This is a genomic window from Microbispora sp. H10885, from assembly GCF_014161415.1.
Taxonomy (GTDB): Bacteria; Actinomycetota; Actinomycetes; order Streptosporangiales; family Streptosporangiaceae; genus Microbispora; species Microbispora triticiradicis.
The window spans coordinates 23985-47408 of sequence record NZ_JABBWY010000006.1 but is presented as its reverse complement, the minus strand read 5'-3'; the positions used below and the strand labels follow the sequence as shown (position 1 = coordinate 47408).

Genomic DNA, 23424 nt, shown 5'->3' with positions numbered 1-23424 from the left:
GATGACGGCTGACGTCGTCGCGACGAGAAGGGCCGCGCCCCGCAACGGGGCGCGGCGCCTCCTGTCGCGTCACTGGTACGCCTGGGCGATGACGGCTCCGGTCGTCATCGTGACGCTGGTGCTGGTCGGCTATCCCCTCGCCCGTGGCGTCTACCTGTCGCTGACCGACGCGACCGAGGCCAACATGGGCCGCACGATCGGGATGAACGTCATCCCGTCCACGTACGAGTTCGTGGGCCTGAAGAACTACGCCGCCATCCTCACCTCGCCCGAGTTCCTCGGCCGGCTCGCCTGGACGATCGTGTGGACGGTCGTGTGCGTCGCCCTGCACGTGGGCATCGGCCTCGGTCTCGCGCTGCTGCTCAACCGCCCGCTGCGGCTGCGGTCGCTCTACCGGATGCTGCTCGTGCTGCCCTGGGCGGTGCCGGCCTTCGTGTCCGCGTTCATCTGGCGCTACCTGCTGAACGGCGAGTTCGGGGTGGTCAACGCCATGCTGCGGGCCGCCGGGTTCGCCGGGATCGCCTGGCTCGACGACCCGTTCTGGGCGAAGGTCTCGGTGATCGCCTGCAACGTCTGGCTCGGCGTGCCCTTCATGATGCTCGCGCTGCTCGGTGGTCTTCAGGCCATCCCGCGCGAACTGTACGAGGCGGCCGAGGTCGACGGAGCCAGCCCGTGGCAGCGGTTCCGGCACATCACGCTGCCGGGCCTGCGCCCGGTGTCGAGCACGGTCGTGCTGCTCGGCACGATCTGGACGTTCAACCAGTTCCCGGTCATCTTCCTGCTGACCCGCGGAGGACCGGGCGGATCCACGGAGATCCTCGTGACGTACGCCTACCGCCAGGCGTTCGAGGGCATCAGGAACTACTCCGGCTCCGCCGCCTGGGGCCTGGTGATCCTCGCGCTGCTCGTCGTCCTGGCCACCGTTTACAAGCGCGCGCTGCGGCGGCAGGGGGAGGCGTGGTGAGCCCTGCCGCCCCCGCACCCGCCCCTGAGCCGAGCTCTGCGCCGGGCCCGGGCCCGAGCCCTGTGCCCGGCTCCGCTTCCGCCGCCCCGGCACTCGCCCCGGCTCCCGCGCCGGCTCCCGCTCCCGCCGGGGCGTGGAGCCGCGACCGGCGCACCCCGGTCCGGTCGGCCGCCCTGCACCTCACGCTGATCGCGGCGAGCATCGTGTCGGTGTTCCCGGTCGCGTGGCTGGTGCTGACCTCGCTCAAGCCGAGGAGCGTCATCGAGACGGCCTCGGTCGCGCCGGTCGACCACCCCACCCTCGCCAACTACGCCCAGGTCCTGGGGGAGACCAGGTTCCTGACCTGGGCCGCCAACTCCGTGATCGTGTCGCTCGTCACGGCCGCGCTCGGCGTGCTGCTGTCGGCCACCACCGGCTACGCCGTCAGCCGGTTCCGCTTCCCCGGGTTCCGGTCGGTGATGTGGATGCTGCTCATCACGCAGATGTTCCCGGTGGCGATCCTCATCGTGCCGATCTACAACCTGATGGCCGGGCTCGGGCTGATCAACCAGTTCCCGTCGCTGGTCGTCGCGTACCTCACCTCCACCGTGCCGTTCTGCGCGTGGATGATGAAGGGCTACTTCGACACGGTCCCCGTGTCGATCGACGAAGCGGGCCGGGTGGACGGCCTGACCCCCTTCGGCACGTTCTGGCGGCTGATCCTGCCGCTGGCCAAGCCCGGCCTGGCGGTGGCCGCGTTCTACTCGTTCCTCACCGCGTGGGCGGAGGTCGCGTACGCGACCGCGTTCATGACGGGCGACGACAAGTACACGCTCGCGGTCGGGCTGAGCCAGTTCGTCGGCCAGCACAAGGCGGAGTGGGGCCTGCTCACGGCCGCGTCGGTGCTGATCGCGATCCCGGCGGCCGCCGTCTTCCTGCTCGTCCAGCGTCACCTCGTCACCGGCCTGACGGCCGGCGCGACGAAGGCGTGACCCAACATGAGAATCGGGGGACCCCCATGACAGAACTCGCCGTCCCGCCGCCGGTGGTCACCACCCGGTGGTGGCGCGACGCGGTGATCTACCAGGTGTACGTCCGCAGCTTCGCGGACGGCAACGGCGACGGCGTCGGCGACCTGCTCGGCGTACGCAGCCGCCTGGGCTATCTGTCCGATCTCGGCGTGGACGCGATCTGGCTGACGCCGTTCTATCCCTCGCCGATGGCCGACTTCGGCTACGACGTGGCCGACTACCGGGACGTCGACCCGATCTTCGGCTCGCTCGCCGACGCGCGGGCGCTGATCGAGGACGCCCACGGGCTCGGCCTGCGGATCATCGTGGACGTGGTGCCCAACCACACCTCCGACCGGCACCCCTGGTTCGAGGCGGCGCTGCGGGCCGCGCCCGGCAGCCCCGAGCGGGCCCGCTACATCTTCCGCGAGGGCAAGGGCGTCGCCGGCGAACTGCCGCCCAACGACTGGGAGTCGATCTTCGGCGGGCCCGCCTGGACCCGGGTCGGGGACGGGCAGTGGTACCTCCACTTGTTCGCCCCCGAACAGCCCGACCTCAACTGGGAGCACCCGGAGGTGCACGAGGAGTTCGCCGACGTGCTGCGCTTCTGGCTCGACCTCGGGGTGGACGGCTTCCGGATCGACGTGGCGCACGGGATGGTCAAGGCCCCCGGCCTGCCCGACGTGGGCGCCGCCGGGCAGGCCGAGATGATCGGCGCCCAGGTCGTGCCGTTCTTCGACCAGGACGGCGTCCACGAGATCCACCGGGCCTGGCGCCGCATCCTCGACTCCTATGAAGGAGAGCGGATCGGCGTCGCGGAGGCGTGGGCGCCCTCGCCCGAGCGGCTGGCCAACTACGTCCGCCCGGACGAACTGCACCAGGCGTTCAACTTCCACTTCCTCAAGGCGCCGTGGGACGCCGTGCGCTTCCGCGAGGTCATCGACGAGTCGGTGCGCACGTCGGCGCTGGTGGGCGCGCCGCCGACCTGGGTGCTGTCCAACCACGACGTCAAGCGGCACGTCACCCGGTACGGCGGCGGCGAGCGGGGCCTGCGCAGGGCGCGCGCGGCGGCGCTGCTCATGCTCGCGCTGCCCGGCTCCGCCTACGTCTACCAGGGGGAGGAACTGGGACTGCCCGAGGTGCTCGACCTGCCGGAGCGGTACCTCCAGGACCCCCAGCGGCTGCGCGACCCCGACAGCGGCCGGGACGGCTGCCGGGTCCCGCTGCCGTGGACCGACGCGGCCGAGCCGCCGTACGGGTTCAGCCCTCCGGGCATCACGGAGAGCTGGCTGCCGGTGCCGGCCGGCTGGCGCGACCTGTCGGTGGAGGCCCAGGTCAGGGATGGCGCGTCGATGCTCAGCCTCTACCGGGCCGCCCTCGCCCTCAGGCGGGAGCGCCCGGAGCTGGGCGACGGCACGCTGACCTGGCTCGACAGCCCGCCCGGCACCCTCGCGTTCCGGCGCGGCGACACGTTCGCCTGCGTCCTGAACATGACGTCCGGATGGGTGGAGATCCCGCCCGACCGCGCCGCGGAGTACGGAGAGCCGCTGCTGGCCAGCAGCGGGCCGGAGTCCTCCGGCGGCGTGGTCCGGCTGGCCCCCGACTCCGCCACCTGGTGGACCAGGGACGATGTCTAAAGTGGTGGCCATGCACAACACGCGTCTCGCTGACATCGCTGCTCAAGCCGGAGTCAGCGAGGCGACGGTGAGCCGCGTGCTCAACGGCAAGGCGGGGGTCGCCCCGGCCACCCGCCAGGCCGTGCTCACCGCCCTCGACCTCATGGGCTACGAGCGGCCCCAGCGGCTGCGCCAGCGCAGCAACGGCCTGGTCGGCCTGGTGATCCCCGAGCTCGGCAACCCGATCTTCCCGGCCTTCGCCCAGGCGATGGAGAAGTCGCTGATCCAGCACGGCTACACGCCGATCCTGTGCACGCAGGAGCCCGGCGGCGCGCCCGAGGACGAGTTCACCGAGATGCTCCTCGACCGGGGCGTCTCCGGCATCGTCTTCGTCTCCGGCCTGCACGCCGACACGACCGCCCGGATGGACCGCTACACCCGGCTCACCGACCGCGGGCTGCCGATCGTGCTGGTCGACGGGTACAGCGACGCCATCCCGGCGCCGTTCATCTCGCCGGACGACCGGCTCGCCGCCCGGCTCGCCGTACAGCACCTGGTGGACCTCGGCCACGAGCGGATCGGGCTCGCGCTGGGGCAGCGGCGCTTCGTCCCGGTGATCCGCAAGATCGAGGGCTTCCGCCAGGCGATGGCCCAGCTGCTCGGCCTGAGCGACGTCGAGAACCTCGTGCAGCACTCGCTGTTCTCGGTCGAGGGCGGGCAGGCCGCGGCGGGCGCGCTGATCGAGCGGGGCTGCACCGGCATCTTCTGCGCCAGCGACCTGATGGCCCTCGGCGCGATCCGCGCCGCCCGCGAGCGCGGGCTGTCGGTGCCGGGGGACGTGTCGGTCGTCGGGTTCGACGACTCGCCGCTGATGGCGTTCACCGACCCGCCGCTGACGACCGTGCGCAAGCCGATCGGCGCCATGGCCGCGGCCGCGGTGCAGACGCTCCTGGAGGAGATCGGCGGCACCCCGGCCAAGCACGTCGAGCTCGTCTACCAGCCGGAGCTCGTCGTCCGCGGCTCCACCAGCTCCGGCCCCCTCGTCAACCGCTGACGCCGTGCTCCCGCCCCCCGGGGCGTCTTTCCGAAGGCGAGGGGGTGCGGGGCGCGGCGCGGAACGCGATCTGTCCGGGCGGGCGGCGGCGCGGTATGCGTATCGCGCCGCACGTGTGCTAAGTTAGACGTAGTTGCAGTTGTGGTACCCATGATGAACTTGTGTGCACCTGACGGTATGTAGCCTCAGGTGCATTTTTGTTTGCCCGGTCTACTCCGGGTGTGGGCCTATCGCGGCAACGCGGAATTCGTGACGACGCGGATTCCGGCCACACCTGTCAAGAGGAGATCGACATGGCTACCGGTACCGTCAAGTGGTTCAACGCGGAAAAGGGCTTCGGCTTCATCGAGCAGGACGGCGGCGGCGCCGACGTCTTCGCGCACTACTCCAACATCGTCTCTCAGGGCGGCTACCGCGAGCTGCGCGAGGGCCAGAAGGTGGCCTTTGATGTCACCCAGGGCCAGAAGGGCCCTCAGGCCGAGAACATCGTCGCCGCCTGACGAAACAGCGTCACGTATCGGGGCTCGCACCTTCACGGGTGCGAGCCCTCACTCGTCTCCGGCCGCCGCACGTGAGTCCGCGGCGCGGAACGCCGATCACGGCCGCGCGGCTTCTCCGGCTGGGCGGCCGCGCGCGTCGTTGACGCGCAGCGCTTCGGCGAGCTGGTCTTCCAAGCTGATGATCCGGCAGGCGGCTTCCACGGGAGTGCCCTGATCGACGAGTTCCCGGGCGCGCGCGGCCAGCCGCAGCTGGTAGCGGGAGTAGCGGCGATGGCCGCCGCTGGAGCGTTTCGGCTCGATCAGTTTCGCGGCGCCCAGAGCCCGCAGGAACGCGGGGCTGACACCGAGCATCTCCGCGGCCGCCCCCATGCTGTAGGCGGGGTAGTCCTCATCGTCGAACCGATCCTCGAACCGGTCTTCGGCCCCGGGTCCGGCCTCGGACCCGGCCGAGTCCGCAATGCCGCCGTGAGCGTGTGTGGCACCCTCGGCAGCCGAATGAGGTGGAACCATACGTTCCTTTCATCACGCGTCAGGGGGCCCCGGCACCTGTCGTGCCGGGGCCCCGAAGAGTTCAACACCATCTACCGGCCATATCCGGCCGGCCAACTGTTTTCCGCGTCCGCCGTACTGAGCGGCGGCGTTGCGGGGATCGCGGATGCGTGACCGTAGACCACCTGCTTCCTGTGGAACTGCGGTACCCGAGCGGCGAGACTCAGCCGGCAACGGGCGATCCTGATGGCGTCAGCACTCCCTTCATCTCTTCTTCCCGGACCATCGTCCGGCTTCACCTGCGGCAGCGCGCCGACGATCAGGGCTCTCAACCACTGCACCGGCCCGTCACACCCGGCCTTCTGCCGTCGACTTCGTCGTGCTCCGGGCAGTTCGTCGTGATGCAGATACTTCCGCTGCCCGGTCCAACCGTTCCTTACGATGCGAGAAACACTAGCCCCGGCGGGCTCAAATGTCTACTGCGGCGAACACAGATTTTCGGCGCCGGGCGCGGCAGTCTTTCGTCGGCCTCGGTGATCTGGCAGCGTCGTACCGCCTTGATTCCGCGCCGCGACCGTCCGGAGCCGACGTGACCCGTGATGATGCCGACGACCGCGTCGTCGCCGATCGCCCGCCCGACGTCCTCGTCGTCGGCGGCGCCGGCGTCGACACCACCGTCTACGTGCCCGAGCTGCCCCTGCCGTACGCCGACACCTACACCGTGCCGCCCGTCGTGGACCGGATCGGGAACACCGGCGCCGGGGTGGCGCTCGGCTGCCGCGCGCTCGGCCTGCGGGTGACGCTCGTCGACCTGATCGGCGACGACCCGCAGGGCGCGCTGATCCGCGCCCACCTCGCCGCCCGGGGCGTGGACTTCCGCCATGCGGTCACGGCGGCGGGCACCCGGCGCAGCGTGCTGCTCGTCGGCCCCGACGGGCGGCGCACCTCGCTGTTCGACCCCCGGGCGGTGCTTGGGGAGCGGCTGCCCCAGGACCTCTACCTGCCCGCGCTCCGCGCGGCGCGGCACGTCCACCTGTCCATCACGGACTTCTCCCGGCACGTGTACGCCGACGTCCCCGCAGGCACGACGACCTCGACCGACCTGCACGACTGGGACGGGGAGGCCGAGCACCACCGCGACTTCGCCCTCTCCTCCGACATCGTCTTCCTGTCCGCCGCCAGGCTCGGCGACCGGCGCGAGACGGTCATCCGGTCGATCGCGGAGCGGGGCCGCGCGTCGCTGGTCGTCTGCACCGACGGCGCGGCGGGCTGCCACGTGCTGTCCGCGAGCGGCCTGCGGCACTTCCCGGCCCTGCCGCTCCCCGCGCCGGTGGCCGACACCAACGGCGCCGGCGACGCGTTCGTCTCGGGCTTTCTATACGGCCGCCTAGACGGCCGGCCCCTGGATGAGTGCGTACGACTGGGCGCCGTGGCGGGTGCGCACGCGTGCACGGTGCCGGGCACCCACGAGGACCCGATCGGCCTTGACGCGCTGCTCAGCGCCTGAGGGTGCTAAGGACGCACTACTACGTACATATAGGAGACGCGTCGCCGCTCCGGGTCACCCCCGCCACGGCTGCGGGCGATGCCTCGCCGCCGCCGTTATCCGGCGGCGGCCGCGCCGGCCCGCGCGGCCGCGGACCCGGCGGTGCGCCGGCAGGCCGGCGCGGCGATGCTGCTCGGTTCCGCGGTGCTACTACTGACCGGCCGGCCCGTCGCCGACATCTCCCGGCGTTGGTCAAGCCCGAAGCTGTCGTCGCTGGCGAGGTGGGTGCCCTCACCGTGGACTCCCGCACCGGCTGTGCCGAGGCTTTCATTGCGCCGAGCTCGGCGGCGGCCGCCGCGACAAGACCCGGCCCAGCCGGTGACGTGGCTGGACCTGGTCTCCTCCAGTCGACGGGACCGGTCCTGGGCAGCCGAGCCGTCGCAGGTCTTGATGACGACCTTGCCGCAGGCGAGAACGGCGTGTCGACATCGAGGCCGGGATGGGTCAGTTCTTTGGCCATCCGTCGTCGATATGGCCAGTCTCGATGAGGGTGCGCCAGTCGGCGATCAAGGTTTCGGCCGAATCGATCCGGTGGACGGTGTAGTGATCTCCGCGGTACCAGACGCACAGGGCGACGCGCTTCCCGTCATTTTTGAAGTCCCGGCTGACGGTTACCTTCTTCCACTGCTCCTTGATTTCTTGGGAGGTGGTGGTGACCTTCAGCTCGTGCTCGTAGGAGGAGCTGACCGCGGCGGAGAATCCCTTGTAGGAGAACGAGAGGTCGAGGCCGACGCGGATATTGGTGGTCTCCTCGACCACCTGCTCGTTGCGAGTGGTCAGCCCGATATAGGCCTCTTCGGTCTTGGTGTAGTTGCTGTTGCCGGCGTGCTCGTAGTAGAGCACCTGCTGCCAGTAGCCGTAGCGCCGCACGATGTAGTACGGGCTGTGCCTGGCCTGCCAGGTGGTGTCCTTGCCGGGCTCGTTGATCGCCAGGTAGGGGATGGCGGCCTGGCCGATGAGCACCTCGTCGGTACGCATCTTGGGCTGCTGGAAGCCCTTGAGCCGGTCCACGTCACCGATCCGGGACGGGTCGGTGTCGATGTGCGCCAAGTTCTCGACCTTGGGCAGGTGATTGACCCTTTGAAGGGTGAACCGGGCCAGGGTTTCATCGTCGTCCCCGACGAGCAGCGGCGGGTCGCCTGCCTTCTTGCGGCGGACGTACAGGCTGGTGCTGGCGTTGGTGATCTCGTAGTCGGCGCCATTGCCGACGATGCCCCAGTGGGTGAGACTGTTGGCCGCCCAGGCTCGCTGCTGGCCGGAGGTTTCGATCACAAGGTTCGTGTCCGCGGCGCTGCTGAGGTTCTCAGGCATCACCAGCTCGCCCCGGTTGGCGTTGACGATCCAGTAGGTGGTGCGTGCGCTGTTGATCGGCATCAGGTGGAAGAAGTTGGCGGCCTCGGGCTTGGCGGCCAGGTCGAGTAGGCACTTGGGCAGCTCGGGCCGGTACACCCGCACGTTGTTCCCGTCGGCCTGCTTGATCAGATAGATGCCGCCCGGCTTGAGCGTGGCGCCGGAGGTTTGTGAGGCGTCGTAGGTCTCGTCGGCTGTCGTCACAGCGCGCTCCTTGGGGATGAAGGATCACAGGGAGGCCGGCCTTGCCGCGACCCGGACCGGCCCCTGTGAGGGCGCGGTCCGTCCCCGGCGGCCTGACCTGGCCGGTAGGAGGCTCCAGAACAGGCCGCGGGGGATCGCCGCTGCGGGACCAGGTCGGTGATCTGTCTGGGTGAGAGCCGGTAGGCCGGCGGATCAGTCGGGTGCCGAGACCGTTGCGGTCACGGAGGCGTTGTCGCCGTTACCACCGGTGTAGTCGATGTCGAAGACCTGGTCGGTCTGGTCCCAGTCGTAGCTGTTGCGTCCCGTGTAGGGGTTGTCCCAGTGGAAGCGGACCCGCTTGCCTGACTGGGTGCAGTTGCTGGCCAGGTAGCTCACCGCGGCCTCGGTTCCGGTCATGAATCCGTCGGACTCGGTCTCGAAGTAGTCGCTGGCGCCGGGCTGAATCGTCTGCGCGGGGTGTGTGACCCAGATTCCGTGGTCGAGCTCCTTGTCGCGCAGCGTCAGCACACACTTGGTGGTGTTGTTGAACGTGACGGCGACGCTGCGCGCCGCGCTCCGCTGTTGTGCCATCGGGTCGTGGGCCGGCGCGGCTTGTGCGGCGCCGGGAACCGCCGCAAGCCCGGCTCCCAGCACCGCTACGGCGGCCAGGTGAACCCAACGGGTCATCGAATGCTCCTCTCCTGAGACGAGATGCCTTTGACCGGACCTCGCGCAAAGACAAGGCAGACCGAAATCGTCTGTCCTTCCCCGGGCGGGGCCGGCTACGGATCCCCCAGCAATCCCTACGCTGGGTAATCAACTCGTAACTCATCGTATTCACTTGTCCTCCTCCGGGCAACGACCGATCCGCCACCATGCCCTTACCAGGAGACGGCACCGCCACCGCACGGAGTTCGGGCACGAAGGCTCGACCTTCGCGTCGTGACCCTGTACTCAGCTCGCGTACTGGCACCACGGCGCGCATCGTGTGCCGAGACCGCGCCGGCGTCTCAACGCCCTGATGCTCGAACCCGAAGCGGGTCGTCGAGAAAGACCCCCGGACCGTGGTCAGCTGCACCGCGAAGCCCAGGCGGGGGTTGCCGTGGGCGTTACGTGAGGCGGTGGGGTGACCTGGCGGTTGCGCCGGCCGGCGGCGAGGTCCAGGACGCGGTGGCCGCCACCGTCGGGGATTATCGCCCAGCTTCTTGACATCGATGTGGACCAGTTCCCCCGGACGGTCACGCTCGTAGCAGCGGACGGGCGCACCGGTGGCCCGGCCCAGGTGATTCAGTGGCGGCATGCCGTACCGGAGCAGTACGCGGTGGAGGGGGTCAGGCCCAAGCGGGCGGCGATTCGGGCGGGTCCGAGCCGATGGCTGAGGCGCAGCTCGCAGATGAGCCGTTCGGTCCGCTGCCAACAGCAGCTCCTGAAGAGTCCGCCCACGCGTTGGGCCCGCTCGAGGCCGGTGACGCGACCGCCCCCGGTAAGGCGCACGGCCCCTGGGATGGAGGCGCGTGCAGCGCTGGGCGCCGGGTGAGTTCGATGAAGGTGCCGCCGAGGACTATGTGCGGGCTGTGCAATGGATCAGGGCTGACTCCTGGGCGTGCCCGCGTTGCAGGGCTGGGTGCCGGGATCGCGGTAGAGGGCCAGCAGGCAGCGGCCGAGCGCCTGCTGGCCGAACGCGTTGGGGTGCATTGCCTCCTGCTGGTGTCCCTGGCTGATCTTCGCGCCGGCGGTGCCGTACCGTACCCATTCCATCGTGTCGCCGAGTTCGGCGGCGTCGTCCAGCGGGCCGGCTTGGCTTGTGCCCTGCTCGCACAACGCGTGGCCCTCTACGGCGCTTAGCATGCTCAGGAACTCCGTACCGGTCGCGGTGGCGACCCGTCGCAGCATGGCGTCGATCGCGGGTGCCAGGGTGTCGTGCATCAGGTCGAAGTCGGCGTCCCACAGCGGGCAGCCGCCCACGAGCGTACGCTTGGTGGCCTTGCCGCCGCCGCCCTCGCCGTAGCGAACCCGGGCCGAGGAGGGCACCGGAGAGGGATAGGACTGCAGGATCAGCCGGTATCCGGCGGAACGGGCCGACGCCTGGCTCATCACTCGGCGGATCTTCTGAACCGCCAGGGTCACCTGCTGCTCCACCGCCGGTAGCGCAGCGAGAAACCGATCGCCCTCGCCCGTTGAGGCGCAGGAGCGCCTGTCGCCCGCCATGTACATCGCGGCGCAGCGGCGCAGCATCCCGGACAAGTTCAGGTCGTTGCCGCCGATCGACAGCACGACCACCTTGACCTGCTGGGTGGCGGCAACCTGCGCAAGCAGTTCGGCTTGGGAGGCGGTGTTCTCCTTGAACGCCTCGTTGATGACGTGCCGGGTCTCCGCCCCTGAACAAGCCAGGTTGACCGGGGTGAGCCCGGCCTGGCCCAGCCCGGTGATCTCGGCCACGTCGGAGCGGTGACATCCGGTGCCCTCTCCGTGCACGGCCGTGCCGTCATACACCCGCTGGGGGTCGTAGTAACAGATCAACAGCTTGCGATAAGCGGCCCGGTCGGTTCCGCCGCGGGTGCAGCCCGCAGCGGCGGACACCGTACTGTTGCCCCACCACCGGCCTGCCTCGCCGGAGATGAAGCTGTCCCCCAAGGACACCGCCACCTGCTCGGCTGCCTGGGCCTGGGCGGGTGCGGGAACGGCCAGGGCCATGGCGGTCAGCGCCAGGATTGCCAGAACCCGACCGGCACGCCTGGCACGGCGCACGTGGCGGGGGCGGCGGGGGACGGCGGGAACGCTGCGGGGATGCTGCGGGACGGTAGCGCTCACTGCTGTTCCTTTCACGGTGCGTGGGAGACGCCTTCTGAGCCGGCCTTCGGGGTGTGGAAGAACGGAAACGTGTGCCTGACCTCGGTGTTCGGGGGAACGCGAGTACATCCGTGACCGCACCCTGGAGGGCCACGAGTCCGCGCGCAGCGGCGGCAAGACCATCGGCGGCGCCGCCGTCACCGACGACGCCATGCTCTCCATGGCCCTTCACCTGCGCGAGCAGAACCTCAGCCTGCGTGACATCGCCAGCCGGCTTGTCATCACCAAGGGCAAGAAGAAGGGCCGGCACCCGTCCCCGGCCACCGTCTGCGCATGCTCCGCGAGCACGACGCCACCGCGGCGTCGGTCGAGGGCTGACCGCCTGTCGGTGCGGACCGGAACGGCCACACCAGCCGCTCCGCGGGGGTCGTAATCGCCAGGGCGCCCGAATCCGCGCTTCAGGAGAAGACGACGGAGCGCACCAGCAGGCGCTCTGAAGCACCTGCGCCGGGGCGCAGGCTGTAGAAGACATCTCCCATGCAGCCGGCCTCGAGGAAGACCGTGGCCGTTGAGTCGGTCAGGTTCTTCGGCGCGTAGGCGGCCGACGTGCCGTCAGAGCCGGCCCCCTGGATGTCGATACATCTCCCGCTCTCGGGGTTGTTGAAGAAGCCAACGGCCTCGTACCCGTCGGCGGTCTTGTAGGAGTAACGGAACTGGCCTGTGGCGGCCGATGCGGAGCCGGGAACCGCCAGAACCAGCATGAGGGCGCCGCTGGCGGCGGCCACGGCAGAGCGCAGGCGCATGGATCCTCTTCCCGAAACAACGGCAACACTGTGTGTAATCATTAGGTCACAACAAGTGTTGGATGTCGAGCGCCTGCCGATCAGGGAGTGCGTCCAAGCGCAAGTGATCTCCAAGAGGCGGAACTCACCCTGCGGACATGAACAGCAGACGCGACGGCTCCGAAGGATCCAGCGACGCCAAGCCCGGCAAACAGACCCGGCGGCAGATCGCGCTGGCTTTGCTGGCCGGCCTGCTGCCGGTCTGCCTGGTGGCGGGCATGCTCCTGGTGGCCGCAGTGAAGGCGTCCCTGCCGTGTGTGTCGCCGCCCGAGGGCACCTGGCCGCCGCCCGCCGCCCGCACCTACACCTACGTCGATTTGCCGCGTACAGCGGCGGAGATGCGCCGTGCCACCCCCAACCCGGGCAAGGAGCCCGTCATTGTCGCGGTCTACAAGACGCCAGGCGGGAAAAGGGTCCAGGTGTGGCCGCTCTACGCAGAACACCCAGATCCGGGCGCCTCGCTCAACGAGAAACTGCGGCGGTCCGGCAGTAGGACGGTCACGACAAGGTCCCGCACCAAAGTCGTCGACGAGTGCCCCGACGGAATCGTGGCGATGCCGACCACCCCGCTCGGTGGAGCGGCCGCCTGCTACCCAACCCGGTTCATAGAGCCGAAGACCTACATCGACAAGCCGGGGGCGGTGTGTATTTTCTTCGACCGGTGGTCCGGGGCGGAACTGGAGGCGCCGGGCATGACCGTGAGCGAGCTGGCCGGGCTGATGTCCCGCCTCCGACCCGCTGTCCAGGTCCCGCGCACCCTGTGACCGCCGCCCCCGCAGGAACCGCCGCCCCTTGAGCAGTTCGTCGCTGCTCGGCTAGCAGACGATTGGACACGGCGGGTCGGCAGCGGCACAGGCTGGGAGAGAGCCGATCAGGACGGATCGGCCAGGTCGGGCAGGGGAGTGTTGGGGCATTCCTGTGCGGTGGTGGTCAAGGTGGTCTTCTCCGCGGCGCCGATGGTCAGGTTCCAGTTGATTTTGACGGCGGTCCACTCCGCGATGTACCTGCACCAGGCACTCTCGGACGGGGGCAGCCACTCGGCCGGGTCCTTGTCGGCCTTGGATCGGTTGGCGCGGGCGGTCACCGCATCCAGGTGGTACGGCTGGGCGAGGTCGCTGGCGTACGCCTCGCGCTGCGCCGGCGTCCAGGCGTAGGCGCCCGAGTCCCACGCTTCGGCGAGCGGCACAAGGTGGTCGACGTCCAGGCCGGAGGCTTGATCGACGGTGGTGTCGTCGTAGTAGGAGTACCGCTGCCCGCCGGTGAGGGTGCAGCCTGGCCCGACCTGCGGAGGCGTGACGGCCTCGGCGAGGAGGACTTCGGCCCGGGTGCTGCATCCGTCGTGGTCGGCGTCGATCCAGTGCTTGAACGAGCTGCGCTTGTATCCGGTGCGGTCTTCGCCGGCCAGAGGCAGGGAGGCGATCGCGTCCCACGGCAGGGGCCCTGAACCGCGCCGGGTTTTGTGGAGCGGATACGCCAGCTAACGGGCAGGGCAGTCGCGGCCGACGGTGATAGCGACAAGCATGATCACCGCTGGTCGCTCGCACCATCCTCGCGGTGACCACGGCCGTTATGTGGGCGTAGCGCTCTGGGTGAGGGCCTCCGCGATCTGGAGGGCGGCCTGGGCAGGCGTGAGGTGCGTGGTGTCGACGACCTCGGCCTCGGCGTGTAGCCAGGTGTGGGCCGCCTCGGCGTAGGGCCGAAGGTATTGGAGGCGAAACGGGGACGGGATGGCGTGTTGCCCTTGGATACGCCGGCGGAGGGTGTCTTGGTCGGCATGGAGGACGAAGTGCCTTACCGGGATGGCGTAGTGGGCGAGGCCCGCGCTGATCTCGCGCCAATACTGCTCGACCAGGACAGTCATAGGCATTACCAGAGTGCCGCCGGTGTAGTCGAGTACGCGGCGAGCGGTCTCGACAACGAGCGGCCGCCACGGCGGCCAGTGTTGGAAGTTGTCCGTCTCGGGCAGTCCCGGCGTGATGTCCATGAGTGTCTCGCCGACCTTCTCGGCGTCGAACACCCGTGAGTTCGGGATCAGTTGCTGCACGAGTGCGCTGGTCGTGGTCTTGCCGACGCCGTGGGTTCCGTTGAGCCATACGATCACGGACCCGACGCTAGCTACTCGGAGGTCGAACGCGTCCACCGCACCGTCGTCGCAGGCCGTCATGAACACGATCGCCGGCAGCTGCACGAACCGGCAGCGAGCACCGATCCGCCGACGGAGCCGGTCGGCCGACCGCCGACCGCCGGCCGCCGCGGCGAGCGCGGGGGGTTGGGCAACCGGCCCGGCGGTCAGATGCGCAGGAACCGCAACACGGCGAGGACGCGGCGGTGGTCGGCGTCGGTCGGGGGCAGGTCGAGCTTGCTGAGGATGCTGGTGATGTATTTCTCGACGGCGCTGTGACTGACCTTCAGGGTGTCGACGATGCCGTGGTTGGAGCGGCCCTCCGCCATCAGCCGCAGCACCTCCAGCTCGCGGGGTGTGAGCCGGTCCATCGGGTCCTGGTGGTGGCGGACCAGCAGCTGCGCGACCACCTCGGGGTCCAGGGCGGTGCCACCGGCGGCCACCCGGCGCAGGGCCGCGAGGAAGTCGGACACGTGGGCGACCCGGTCCTTGAGCAGATATCCGACGCCGCTGGTTCGCACGGACAGCAGGTCGGTGGCGTAACGCTCCTCGACGTACTGCGACAGCACGAGGACGGCGACCGCGGGAAACTGGTGCCGGATGACGAGGGCGGCGCGGATGCCCTCGTCGGTGTGGGTGGGCGGCATCCGCACGTCGATCAGAGCCAGGTCGGGACGGTGTTCGGCGACCGCGCGCAGCAACTGCTCGGCATCCGCCACCGCGTCGACGACTTCGAACCCGCCGTCGGCGAGCAGTTTGGTCAGACCCGCGCGGAGCAGCACCGAGTCCTCGGCGATCACGATCCGCACGGCAGCTCCACGGTGACCGTCGTCGGCCCGCCGGCCGGGCTGTGCAACGCGAACGTCCCGTCGACCGACGCGGCGCGCTGAGCGAGCCCGCGCAGCCCCGTGCCGCCGCCGAGCGTGGCGCCGCCTCGGCCGTCGTCGGTGACGACGACGCGGAGCCGGTCGGCGACGCGGTCCACGGTGACCTCGGCACGGCTCGCGTGGGCGTGCCTGGCGATGTTGGTGAGAGCCTCCGAGACGACGAAGTAGGCGACCGCCTCGACGACCGGCGAGCAGCGACCCGGCACGCTGACGGCCACCCGCACCGGGACAGGTGCGCGGGCTGCGATGCCGGACAGCGCCGCGTCGAGGCCACGGTCGTCGAGCACCGCCGGGTGCAGGCCGCGGACGAACTCCCGCAACTCGGCGAGGGCCTGTGTGGCCTCGTCGTGGGCCTCCACGATGGCCTGCCGGGCCGGTGCGGGCAGGTCGGTGAGGTTGGCCCGGGCCATGCCGAGATTCATCGCCAGGGAGACCAGCCGCTGCTGGGCGCCGTCGTGCAGGTCGCGCTCGATCCGGCGGCGCTCGGCGTCGGTGGCTGCGACGACCTCGGCGCGGCTGCGCGACAGCGTCTCCACCCGCTCGGACAGCTCCTCGTTGCGGCTCGGCCCGAGCAGCGCCCGGGCCGCCGCCGTGTCGGCGCGCGCCACGACGCGGGCCACCCACGGTGCGGCGACGAGCGCCGGTGCCGCGAGGACCAGGTAGGCGGGCTCGGCCCAGGCCAGGAGAGTCGCCGACCAGCAGACCGCCACCGCGGCAGCGCCGGACACCCCGATGAACAGGCTGAGCACGTGGTAGCCGAACTGTCGCCACCACCCGTGCGACGGTGTGATCTCGACGTCGAGCAGCGCCCGGAACCGTCGGCGCTGCACCGCGGACAGGCCCCGCACCACCCGTGGCAGCGACAGCGTGGCGGGGACGGTGAGCACGACGAACAGGATGGTCAGCGCGAGGTCGTCGCCGGAGGCGTACAGCAGGCTCCAGATCGCGCTGTAGCCGACGCCGACCGGCAACCCGCACGTCAGCGCGAAGGCGGCCACGCCGAGCGGCAGCCCGGCCAGCGCGTGGAGGGTGGCACGCCAGGTGCGCGCCGGCCAGAGGGCACTCAGCACCGTGGGGAGCGCACCGCCGCGCCGGGGTACAGCCTTTTCCACCGAGGTCACGGGATCAACCTAGACCGGCCCGCCGGCGCGGGCCATGGTGCCACCCCACCCGCGGGGGTGCGGGTAACCCCACCCCGAACCGGCTGCCCGCCCCACCGACAGCGCGCCCGGATCCCGGCAGGGTGATCACCGTTCACCCCGTCTCCTGAGGAGTCGCACCATGCCCGGACCCGCCCCGGCCCTCACCCGCCGGTCGCTGCTGTCGGCCGCTGTCCTGACCGCCGGCCTCGGCGTCATCACACGCGCGCCGGCCGCCGCCCGGCCACGATCGGCCGCCGAGGGGTACACGCTGCCCATGCCGACCGGTCCCGAGCAGCTCGGCACCATCGCGCTCCACCTCGTCGACCGCACCCGTACCGATCCCTGGGTACCCGGCCTGCCGGTTCGCGAAATCATGATCCAGATCTGGTACCCGGCCCGGCACATCCACGGCCACCCGGCGGCGCCGTGGCTGTCGCCGGGCGCGGTGCCCCACTTCTCCGAGGTGTTCGGCCTGCCCGCCGAGAGAGTCCGTGCGACGGCCACGCACGGCCGGGCCGGCGCACCGGTGCACGGCGGCCATCCGGTCGTGCTCTACTCGCCCGGTCTGGGCGGCGACCGCGGCACCAGCACCGTCCTCGCCGAGGAACTGGTGAGCCACGGCTACATCGTCGTCACCATCGACCACACCCACGACGCCAGCGAGGTCGAGTTCCCGGACGGGCGGGTCGAGGTGGCGGCCATCCCGCCCGACATCGACGAGCAGATCATCGCCCGGGCCGTCGCGGTTCGTGAGGCCGACACCCGGTTCGTCCTCGACCAGCTGGCCGTCGTCAACGCCGGTGGCAACCCCGACGCGGGGAACCGCCGGCTGCCCATCGGACTGCGGGGCGCATTCGACCTGAACCGGATCGGCATGTTCGGCCACTCACTCGGTGGCAGCACCGCCGCCGCCACGATGCACCACGACCGGCGGATCAAGGCCGGGGTCAACCTGGACGGCACATTCGTCGGCGCGGGCGCCGTCGCGGGCTCCGACCGGCCGTTCCTGCTGCTGAGCAGCGACCACGGCACCGACCCGGAGGACCCGACCTGGGACGCGTTCTGGAGGAGCCAGCGGGGCTGGAAACGTGAGCTGAGCCTGACCGGCTCGGTCCACGGCTCGTTCAACGACGGCCAGGTGTTGTACCCGCAGGCCGCCCCGGAGATCGGCCTCACCCCCGAGCAGCTCGCCGGACTGGTCGGCACGCTCCGCCCGCAGCGTTCCGTCACCATCCAGCGCGACCACCTCCGGGCCTTCTTCGACCAGCACCTGCGGGGCCGGCGCAGCCGGCTGATGTGCGGCGCGGACCCGCGCTATCCCGAGATCCGTTTCGTCCGGTAACGCCGGTCAGCCGAGCGGGGCGTTCATCGCACGGTTGAGCAACGCGTCCCGGGAGCCGACGCCGTCGCCTGCCGCCCATGCCCGCATGGCGGCGTTCAGGCAGGCCACGGCGGAGGCGACGAGGGCCCGGGGCGCGGGGTCCTGAGCGGCGGGCAGGTCACCCGGCAGGCGGGCGGCGACCAGCGGGACGAGCAACTCCTCCCAGGCCTGCTGCTTTCCCCGGTGGCGGGCCGCCATGGTCGGGTTGGCCTCGATCATCCGCAGGAACGCCAGGGAGTGCTCGGGCGCGTCGGCGTTGATCCGGGTGAGCACGTCGAACGCCCGGCGCAGCGACCGCCACGGGTGCTCGTCCGCGGGGCGTTCGGCGAAGGCCCCGGCGAGCGCCGGCCCGAGGTCCTCCAGCCAGGTCAGCAGTCGTCGTCAGCACCTGGGCGATCTGCGGCCAGGACCCCTTGATCTGCAGAGCCTGGGCGGGACGTCATCGCCGACGTGGGCGCGCTCGGCGTGGAAAGCGTGCCGTACGGGATCCTGGCCGCGGCCGACGCCGTGGTGCTCGTGCTGCGGCCCACGGTGCGGTTCGTGTCGATGGCCGGGCCGCGGATCGACGCGCTCAGCCGGGGCGCGCTGGCCGGAACCCACCGCTTCCTGCTCTTTGTCGGTGAGGGACCCTACCCGCCCAGGGAGGTCAGCCGGGCGCTCGGCGGCACCCCCGTCCTGGGGACGGTGCCGCTGCTGCCGAAGGCCGCGCGGGTCCTGTCCGACGGGGCGCCGGTAGGCATGAGATGGACCAGCCGGCTGCAGATGACCTCCCTGCTGCGGGCCGTGGGGAGCATCACGGCCGACCTGCTGGGCAGGCTCCCCGCCGCGCCCCTGCCCGGACCGGCCGCCCCCGGCGCGGCCGCGGGCGGGGTCTCGCCGCCGCCGTCCTTCGGCGCCCGCCCCGGCCCGCGCCCCGAGCCCGGCCCCGAACTCGGTTACGGCTTTGCCGCCGACCTTGGGGCCGGCGCCGACGCGGGCGGAGGACGTCCATGAGTGAGCATCCGCTGTGGCTGATCGAGGACAACTCCCGCCCTGCCGCCCCGCCCTACGGGCCGGCAGACACACCGCCGATTCCCGTCTTTCCCGCTCCGGCCGACAGCCGGATAGACGACGTCGCGTTCCGGGCGGCGGTCGGCGACATCAGCGCCCGGGTGGCCGACGCGCTGGAAGGCGCGGCCACCCGGCAGGAGGCCGGCCGGCTCATCCATGCCGCGACCGCCGCCTGGGCCCGCGAGCAGCTCGCCGAGGGCGTCGTCGTCTCCCCGGGGACGCACGCTCGCCTGGTGCGGGCCGTGGAGGACGAACGCTACGGCCTCGGCGCGCTGCAACCGCTGATCGCCGACCCGTCCGTGCAGAACATCGACGTCAACGGATGCCGCGAGGTCTGGGTCACCTACGCCGACGGGCGCAAGGTGCGCGGGCCGGCGGTCGCCGGCAGCGACGAAGAACTCGTTCAGCGGATCCGGATGTGGGGCGTGCACGGCGGGCAAACCGCCCGGGAGTTCTCCACCGTCACCCCAATGCTGAACGCCGCGCTGAAGGAGCGGGTGCGGCTGTCGGCGGTCATGGCGGTCACGCCGCACCCGCACGTGTCGATCCGCTGTCACCGGCACGTCGACGTCGCGCTCGCCGACCTGGTGGAGCTCGGCACCCTGGAGGCAGGGCTCGCCGCGTTCCTCGCCTCGGCCGTGCGGGCACGCAAGGACGTCCTGGTCACCGGAGGGGTGAACGCCGACAAGACCACCATGCTGCGGGCCCTGGCCGCCGAGATCGACCCCGACGAGCGGATCGCCACGCTGGAAAGCGAGTACGAGCTCTACCTCGACCCGCTGCCGCACCGGCACCGCGACGTGGTCGCGATCGAGTCGCGGCAGGCCAACAGCGAGGGCCACGGCGAGATCACCCTGGACGCGGAGATCCGGCACTCGCTGCGCCTGAACCCGGTGCGGATTATCGTCGGGGAGGTCCGCGCCGACGAGGCGTGGTCGATGCTGCAGGCGATGAACTCGGGCCAGGAAGGCTCGCTGTGCACCATCCACGCCAACTCCGCCGAGGAGGTCTTCCCCCGCCTGCTCATGCTGTGCCGCTCCGGCGGGCTCGCGCTGGACTCCGAAGACGTCTATGCGCTGGTCGGCATGGCCGTGGACTTCGTCGTCCACCTGCGGCGCGACGTGCGGACCAATCGGCGGTACGTCAGCGAGGTGCTGGAGGTGCTGCCGCCCGCCGACACCGCGATGCCGGCGCGCAACCACATCTACCGGCCCGGCCCCGACGGCCGCGCCGTCCCGGCGACCTCGCCCCAATGCCTCGACGACCTGGTCGCCGCCGGGTTCGACCCCGCCGCGCTGTGGAAGGCGTCATGACCGGCACCCTGCTCGCGCCGCTGGCCGGCGGGCTCATCGCAGCCGGGCTCGCCTGCCTCGTGCCGGCCGTGCGGGGGCGGGCCCCGGCGCCGCCCCGCCCCGGCGGGCGGGTGGCCACGCTGGCGCGCGCGGCCGCGGACCCGGCGCTGCGATGTCAGGCCGGCGCGGCGGTGCTGCTCGGCCCCGCGGTGCTGCTGCTGACCGGCTGGCCCGTCGCCGGCATCGCCGCCTCCGGCGCGTGCTTCGCCGTGCCCCGCCTGGCCGCAGGGCGCGGCGCCCGCTCACGCATCGCCCGCCTGGAAGGGCTGGAACAGTGGACCCGGCGGCTTGCCGACCTGCTCAGCGCCGCCTCCGGCCTGGAAGACGCCCTCACCCGCAGCGTCGAGCACCCGCCCGAGGCGATCGCCGCCGAAGTACGCGACCTCGGCGCAAATTCGCGATGCGTGCCGACACCGAGCAGGCGCTGCGCGTCTTCGCCGACGCGCTCGACGACCCCGTGGCCGACCTGATCGCCGCCGCGCTCATCCGCGCCGCCTCCCGGCGCGGCGCCGGCGTGCGGAACGTCCTGACCAACCTCGCGGCCATGGTCGCGGCCAACGTCGCCGCCCGGCGGGAGGTCGAAGCCGAACGCGCCCGCCACCGCGCCACCGTCCGCTGGATCATGGTCTTCCTCCTCGGCTACAGCGGCTTCGCCGCCCTCAACCGGGACTACGTGGCCCCGTTCGGCACCACCGCCGGGCAGGCCGCCCTCGCGGTCGTCGCCGCCTGCTACGCCGCCGGCCTGTGGTGGCTGCACCGGCTCGGCACCGCCCGCCCACCCGGCCGCTTCCTCACCGGGGGCGGCCGATGAACCTGTTCCTGTTCGCCGGCGCCCTGGCCGGGTTCGGGCTGTTCCTGCTGGTGCGTGAGCTGCGGCCGTCGCCGCCCCGGCTGGAGGAGGCCGTCGCCCGCCTGCGCGCCGGCTACGTCCCGCCCGACACCTCCGGCGACCTGGCCCAGCGGATCGGCCGCCTCATGGCCACCCATCTAGGGTCGCTGCCGTGCCCGCACCGCGACCTGGCGCTGCTCGGCCGGCCGGTCGAGCGTTTCCTCGCCGCCAAGCTCGGCCTGGCCGTGCCCGGCCTGCTGTTGCCCGCCGCGCTGTCGGTGCTGCTGGCGGCAGGCGGCGGCGACCCCGGCATCGCGCTGCCCGCCGGGGCGTCCCTGCTCGCCGGGGTGGTGCTGTTCTTCGCCCCCGATCTGGCCGTGCGGTCCGAGGCCGCCCGCAGGCGGGCCGACTTCCGGCACGCCGTCACCGGCTACCTCGACCTGGTGGCCCTGGAACGCAGCGCCGGCGCCGGACCCGCCGACGCCCTGGAAAAGGCCGCCTCGGTCAGCGACGGATGGGCCTTCGCCCGCATCGCCGCCGTCCTGCAGCAGGCCCGCCGCAACCAGCGCCCCACCTGGGAGGGCCTGGCCCGGCTCGGGGAACAGGTCGGCGTCACCGAACTCACCGACCTGGCCGACATCGCCGCGCTCGCCGGGCAGGAAGGCGCCCGCGTCCTGGACACCCTCATCAGCAAGGCCGCCTCCATGCACGGCCAGGCCCTGGCCGCCGCCAAAGCCGAGGCCAACGGCCGCACCACCGCCATGGTCATCCCCGTCGCGCTGCTCGGCGCGGCCTTCCTGCTGATGCTGACCTTCCCCCAGATCTACCGGCTGGCCATCGCCGGCTGACTCCCCGATGAGGAGACCGATGCGCCCCGTGAAGCTCCCACCCCCGCCGATCGACCGCCTGCTCGTGCGGGCACGGCTCGCCCTGCCGCGCCTGCGCGAGGAACGCGGCAGCAGCACCCTGGAATGGGTCGTCATCACCACGTTGATCATCGCGGTTGCCATCGCCGCTGCGGCGGTGATGAAGGACAAGGTCACCGAATGGCTCGCGAAGATCCCGTGACCGCACCCGCCGCCGACCACCCGCCACGCCGGGCGGCCCGGGAGCGGGGCGCGGCCACCCTGGAGACGGCCGTCCTGTTCCCGCTGCTGCTCCTGGTCGTGGCCGCCGCCGTCCAGGCCTGTTCGTCTACCAGGCCCGCTCCACCGCCCAGGCGGCCGCCCAAGAAGGCGTGCGGGCGGCCCGCGCCCACGGCGCGAGCCGCTCCGCCGGAGCAGCCGCCGCGGTGCGCTTCGCGACCCGCGTCGGCGGCGCCTTCCTCACCCATCCCGCCGCCCGGGCCAGCGGCGACGCCGCCACCGTCGAGGTCGTCGTCACCGGCCGGGTGCCGTCGTTCCTGCCCGCGGGCGACTGGACTGTCGCTGAGGCGGCCCGGGCACCGGTCGAACGCTTCGTCCCCGCGAGCCGCCCATGAGACGACGTACGCGGCGGGATCGTGAGCGGGGGAGTGCCACGCTGGAACTGGTGGTCCTCGCCCCCGCGCTGCTCGCGCTCATCTCCCTTGTCGTCTTGACCGGGCGCATCGCCACCGCCTACGCCGCGGTCGAATCAGCCGCCCGCGACGCCGCCCGGCAGGCCTCCATCGCCCGCGACCCCGCCCAAGCGAGGCACGCCGCAACCACCAGCGCGACCGCCACGCTCCGCGACGAGCACCTGCGCTGCGGCCCGTCCATCGCGCTGGACACCTCCGGCTTCTCCCGCCAAGTCGGCGCCCCCGCGCAGGTCACCGCCCGCGTGACCTGCACGCTCCGGCTCGGCGACCTACTGCCGGGACTGCCCGGCCACACAACGGTCCGCGCGTCCTTCGTCTCGCCCATCGACCCCTACCGGGGACGAACCCTCGGGCTCATGACCTCCGGAGCCTCGCCGACGGTGCCTCGGAGCGCCGGGGCGGGTACTCGCCGTGGGTGAGGCATCACGGTGGCGCACCGGGACGAGGGCGGAGCCGGCCGCCGACAGGCCGGCCACCGCCTCCGAGAACGTAGCGGGCCCGACGCCAGGAGCTTTCGAACTCGGCCGAGGTCAGAGGCTGCGGCTCGTAGCCGTCCCACTCCCGCAAGGGGATCTCGGCGGTCGCCCCAAAGGCCGCCTCATACTGCCACAGACGCCCAGCGATCTCGGCCTCCTGCCATTCCGGCCACGACGCCGCGGTGAGGGGCGTGTCGTCCGGGCCGCGCAGTTCGATCTGCCGGACCACCCAGCCGTCGTCGCCGACCTCGACGTAGAACCAGGTGTCCTCCTCATCCCAATAGGCCCGAAACCAGCGCGTCAC

Annotated in this window: 28 protein-coding genes and 1 pseudogene; 17 read left to right on the top strand and 12 right to left on the bottom strand. The window is 71.5% G+C overall.

Annotation, left to right across the window (positions count from 1 at the left end):
- Position 1 precedes the first annotated feature (1 nt).
- The 5 genes from HHX37_RS17030 (at position 2) to HHX37_RS17010 (ending at position 5123) form a co-directional block, all read left to right on the top strand.
- Complete coding sequence (locus HHX37_RS17030; RefSeq protein ID WP_182875231.1) at positions 2-964, top strand: carbohydrate ABC transporter permease; 963 nt, start codon at positions 2-4, stop codon at positions 962-964.
- Positions 961-1935, top strand: coding sequence for a sugar ABC transporter permease (locus tag HHX37_RS17025; protein ID WP_310740408.1), 975 nt, complete (start codon positions 961-963; stop codon positions 1933-1935). Before HHX37_RS17030 ends, HHX37_RS17025 begins: the two co-directional genes overlap by 4 nt.
- Positions 1936-1961: 26 nt before the next feature.
- Entirely contained in the window at positions 1962-3590 is a 1629-nt protein-coding gene (locus HHX37_RS17020) for a glycoside hydrolase family 13 protein (RefSeq protein ID WP_182886033.1), read from the top strand.
- 10 nt (positions 3591-3600) lie between these two features.
- Positions 3601-4623 (top strand): LacI family DNA-binding transcriptional regulator, encoded by a 1023-nt coding sequence (locus tag HHX37_RS17015; RefSeq protein ID WP_182880537.1) that lies wholly within the window; start codon positions 3601-3603, stop codon positions 4621-4623.
- A gap of 293 nt (positions 4624-4916) precedes the next feature.
- Positions 4917-5123, top strand: a complete 207-nt coding sequence (locus tag HHX37_RS17010; RefSeq protein WP_114034115.1) for a cold-shock protein — start codon at positions 4917-4919, stop codon at positions 5121-5123.
- 96 nt (positions 5124-5219) lie between these two features.
- On the opposite strand, the gene HHX37_RS17005 is transcribed toward HHX37_RS17010, so the two are convergent.
- On the bottom strand, positions 5220-5633 hold the full coding sequence (locus HHX37_RS17005) for a MerR family transcriptional regulator (protein WP_182886032.1): 414 nt from the start codon (positions 5631-5633) through the stop codon (positions 5220-5222).
- A gap of 149 nt (positions 5634-5782) precedes the next feature.
- On the opposite strand from HHX37_RS17005, the gene HHX37_RS37755 reads away from it, so the two are divergent.
- Together HHX37_RS37755 and HHX37_RS17000 are read left to right on the top strand one after the other, a co-directional pair.
- Entirely contained in the window at positions 5783-6205 is a 423-nt protein-coding gene (locus tag HHX37_RS37755; RefSeq protein WP_310738042.1) for a hypothetical protein, read from the top strand.
- A complete protein-coding gene (locus HHX37_RS17000; protein ID WP_310740407.1) occupies positions 6202-7119 on the top strand; it encodes a carbohydrate kinase family protein in 918 nt (305 codons plus the stop codon). The genes HHX37_RS37755 and HHX37_RS17000 overlap by 4 nt, the downstream gene beginning before the upstream one ends.
- Positions 7120-7602: 483 nt before the next feature.
- Here the strand turns inward: HHX37_RS17000 and HHX37_RS37750 are convergent, their stop codons facing one another.
- The 5 genes and pseudogenes from HHX37_RS37750 to HHX37_RS16980 all read right to left on the bottom strand — a co-directional run bounded on the left by HHX37_RS37750 (position 7603) and on the right by HHX37_RS16980 (position 12284).
- Positions 7603-8712 carry a hypothetical protein gene (locus HHX37_RS37750; protein ID WP_182886030.1) on the bottom strand — a complete coding sequence of 370 codons (1110 nt, stop codon included), beginning with the start codon at positions 8710-8712 and terminating at the stop codon, positions 7603-7605.
- Positions 8713-8904: 192 nt separating this feature from the next.
- On the bottom strand, positions 8905-9378 hold the full coding sequence (locus tag HHX37_RS16990) for an aegerolysin family protein (RefSeq protein ID WP_182886029.1): 474 nt from the start codon (positions 9376-9378) through the stop codon (positions 8905-8907).
- A gap of 447 nt (positions 9379-9825) precedes the next feature.
- Positions 9826-10077: pseudogene (locus tag HHX37_RS36775) on the bottom strand (IS481 family transposase); the annotation flags it as partial.
- 198 nt (positions 10078-10275) lie between these two features.
- Positions 10276-11502, bottom strand: a complete 1227-nt coding sequence (locus tag HHX37_RS16985; RefSeq protein WP_182886028.1) for a GDSL-type esterase/lipase family protein — start codon at positions 11500-11502, stop codon at positions 10276-10278.
- Positions 11503-11939: 437 nt separating this feature from the next.
- The gene (locus HHX37_RS16980; RefSeq protein WP_138461016.1) at positions 11940-12284 is read right to left on the bottom strand and encodes a hypothetical protein; all 345 of its coding nucleotides are present in this window, start codon (positions 12282-12284) and stop codon (positions 11940-11942) included.
- A gap of 137 nt (positions 12285-12421) precedes the next feature.
- Here HHX37_RS16980 and HHX37_RS16975 point away from each other — a divergent pair, with 137 nt between their 5' ends.
- On the top strand, positions 12422-13087 hold the full coding sequence (locus HHX37_RS16975) for a hypothetical protein (protein WP_182886027.1): 666 nt from the start codon (positions 12422-12424) through the stop codon (positions 13085-13087).
- A 107-nt stretch (positions 13088-13194) separates the two neighbouring features.
- On the opposite strand, the gene HHX37_RS35765 is transcribed toward HHX37_RS16975, so the two are convergent.
- The 4 genes from HHX37_RS35765 to HHX37_RS36770 form a co-directional block, all read right to left on the bottom strand.
- Positions 13195-13677, bottom strand: coding sequence for a GmrSD restriction endonuclease domain-containing protein (locus tag HHX37_RS35765; protein WP_396776072.1), 483 nt, complete (start codon positions 13675-13677; stop codon positions 13195-13197).
- A gap of 213 nt (positions 13678-13890) precedes the next feature.
- Positions 13891-14424, bottom strand: coding sequence for an AAA family ATPase (locus HHX37_RS16965; RefSeq protein WP_182886026.1), 534 nt, complete (start codon positions 14422-14424; stop codon positions 13891-13893).
- A gap of 188 nt (positions 14425-14612) precedes the next feature.
- Entirely contained in the window at positions 14613-15254 is a 642-nt protein-coding gene (locus HHX37_RS16960) for a response regulator (RefSeq protein WP_182886025.1), read from the bottom strand.
- On the bottom strand, positions 15242-16402 hold the full coding sequence (locus HHX37_RS36770) for a sensor histidine kinase (protein WP_310740406.1): 1161 nt from the start codon (positions 16400-16402) through the stop codon (positions 15242-15244). Before HHX37_RS36770 ends, HHX37_RS16960 begins: the two co-directional genes overlap by 13 nt.
- A gap of 211 nt (positions 16403-16613) precedes the next feature.
- On the opposite strand from HHX37_RS36770, the gene HHX37_RS16950 reads away from it, so the two are divergent.
- Positions 16614-17816 (top strand): alpha/beta hydrolase family protein, encoded by a 1203-nt coding sequence (locus HHX37_RS16950; RefSeq protein ID WP_182886023.1) that lies wholly within the window; start codon positions 16614-16616, stop codon positions 17814-17816.
- A 6-nt stretch (positions 17817-17822) separates the two neighbouring features.
- Here the strand turns inward: HHX37_RS16950 and HHX37_RS16945 are convergent, their stop codons facing one another.
- Positions 17823-18218: a hypothetical protein gene (locus HHX37_RS16945; RefSeq protein ID WP_259406544.1), complete on the bottom strand. Its 396-nt coding sequence runs from the start codon at positions 18216-18218 to the stop codon at positions 17823-17825.
- 87 nt (positions 18219-18305) lie between these two features.
- Here HHX37_RS16945 and HHX37_RS16940 point away from each other — a divergent pair, with 87 nt between their 5' ends.
- From HHX37_RS16940 to HHX37_RS16905, 8 genes are all read left to right on the top strand, one after another.
- A complete protein-coding gene (locus tag HHX37_RS16940; protein ID WP_182886022.1) occupies positions 18306-18848 on the top strand; it encodes a hypothetical protein in 543 nt (180 codons plus the stop codon).
- Positions 18845-20218: a CpaF family protein gene (locus HHX37_RS16935; RefSeq protein ID WP_182886021.1), complete on the top strand. Its 1374-nt coding sequence runs from the start codon at positions 18845-18847 to the stop codon at positions 20216-20218. Before HHX37_RS16940 ends, HHX37_RS16935 begins: the two co-directional genes overlap by 4 nt.
- Entirely contained in the window at positions 20215-20727 is a 513-nt protein-coding gene (locus HHX37_RS16930; protein WP_182886020.1) for a hypothetical protein, read from the top strand. Before HHX37_RS16935 ends, HHX37_RS16930 begins: the two co-directional genes overlap by 4 nt.
- Positions 20658-21068: a type II secretion system F family protein gene (locus tag HHX37_RS16925; protein WP_182886019.1), complete on the top strand. Its 411-nt coding sequence runs from the start codon at positions 20658-20660 to the stop codon at positions 21066-21068. Before HHX37_RS16930 ends, HHX37_RS16925 begins: the two co-directional genes overlap by 70 nt.
- Positions 21065-21934: a type II secretion system F family protein gene (locus tag HHX37_RS16920; RefSeq protein WP_182886018.1), complete on the top strand. Its 870-nt coding sequence runs from the start codon at positions 21065-21067 to the stop codon at positions 21932-21934. The genes HHX37_RS16925 and HHX37_RS16920 overlap by 4 nt, the downstream gene beginning before the upstream one ends.
- A 19-nt stretch (positions 21935-21953) precedes the next feature.
- Entirely contained in the window at positions 21954-22154 is a 201-nt protein-coding gene (locus tag HHX37_RS16915; protein WP_182886017.1) for a hypothetical protein, read from the top strand.
- A gap of 169 nt (positions 22155-22323) precedes the next feature.
- A complete protein-coding gene (locus tag HHX37_RS16910; RefSeq protein ID WP_182886016.1) occupies positions 22324-22566 on the top strand; it encodes a hypothetical protein in 243 nt (80 codons plus the stop codon).
- On the top strand, positions 22563-23063 hold the full coding sequence (locus tag HHX37_RS16905; RefSeq protein ID WP_182886015.1) for a TadE family protein: 501 nt from the start codon (positions 22563-22565) through the stop codon (positions 23061-23063). The genes HHX37_RS16910 and HHX37_RS16905 overlap by 4 nt, the downstream gene beginning before the upstream one ends.
- 4 nt (positions 23064-23067) lie before the next feature.
- On the opposite strand, the gene HHX37_RS16900 is transcribed toward HHX37_RS16905, so the two are convergent.
- Entirely contained in the window at positions 23068-23424 is a 357-nt protein-coding gene (locus tag HHX37_RS16900) for a hypothetical protein (protein ID WP_220502937.1), read from the bottom strand.

Bases quoted from the DNA above. Each gene is read 5' to 3' on its own strand.
- HHX37_RS16920 (WP_182886018.1), top strand. From the start codon at position 21,065: ATGAACCTGTTCCTGTTCGCCGGCGCCCTGGCCGGGTTCGGGCTGTTC.
- HHX37_RS16935 (WP_182886021.1), top strand. From the start codon at position 18,845: ATGAGTGAGCATCCGCTGTGGCTGATCGAGGACAACTCCCGCCCTGCC.
- HHX37_RS16975 (WP_182886027.1), top strand. From the start codon at position 12,422: ATGAACAGCAGACGCGACGGCTCCGAAGGATCCAGCGACGCCAAGCCC.
- HHX37_RS17010 (WP_114034115.1), top strand. From the start codon at position 4,917: ATGGCTACCGGTACCGTCAAGTGGTTCAACGCGGAAAAGGGCTTCGGC.
- HHX37_RS16980 (WP_138461016.1), bottom strand. From the start codon at position 12,284: ATGCGCCTGCGCTCTGCCGTGGCCGCCGCCAGCGGCGCCCTCATGCTG.
- HHX37_RS16915 (WP_182886017.1), top strand. From the start codon at position 21,954: ATGCGCCCCGTGAAGCTCCCACCCCCGCCGATCGACCGCCTGCTCGTG.
- HHX37_RS16905 (WP_182886015.1), top strand. From the start codon at position 22,563: ATGAGACGACGTACGCGGCGGGATCGTGAGCGGGGGAGTGCCACGCTG.
- HHX37_RS16930 (WP_182886020.1), top strand. From the start codon at position 20,215: ATGACCGGCACCCTGCTCGCGCCGCTGGCCGGCGGGCTCATCGCAGCC.
- HHX37_RS17015 (WP_182880537.1), top strand. From the start codon at position 3,601: ATGCACAACACGCGTCTCGCTGACATCGCTGCTCAAGCCGGAGTCAGC.
- HHX37_RS17005 (WP_182886032.1), bottom strand. From the start codon at position 5,633: ATGGTTCCACCTCATTCGGCTGCCGAGGGTGCCACACACGCTCACGGC.
- HHX37_RS16950 (WP_182886023.1), top strand. From the start codon at position 16,614: ATGCCCGGACCCGCCCCGGCCCTCACCCGCCGGTCGCTGCTGTCGGCC.
- HHX37_RS17030 (WP_182875231.1), top strand. From the start codon at position 2: ATGACGGCTGACGTCGTCGCGACGAGAAGGGCCGCGCCCCGCAACGGG.
- HHX37_RS16990 (WP_182886029.1), bottom strand. From the start codon at position 9,378: ATGACCCGTTGGGTTCACCTGGCCGCCGTAGCGGTGCTGGGAGCCGGG.
- HHX37_RS16925 (WP_182886019.1), top strand. From the start codon at position 20,658: ATGCGTGCCGACACCGAGCAGGCGCTGCGCGTCTTCGCCGACGCGCTC.
- HHX37_RS17020 (WP_182886033.1), top strand. From the start codon at position 1,962: ATGACAGAACTCGCCGTCCCGCCGCCGGTGGTCACCACCCGGTGGTGG.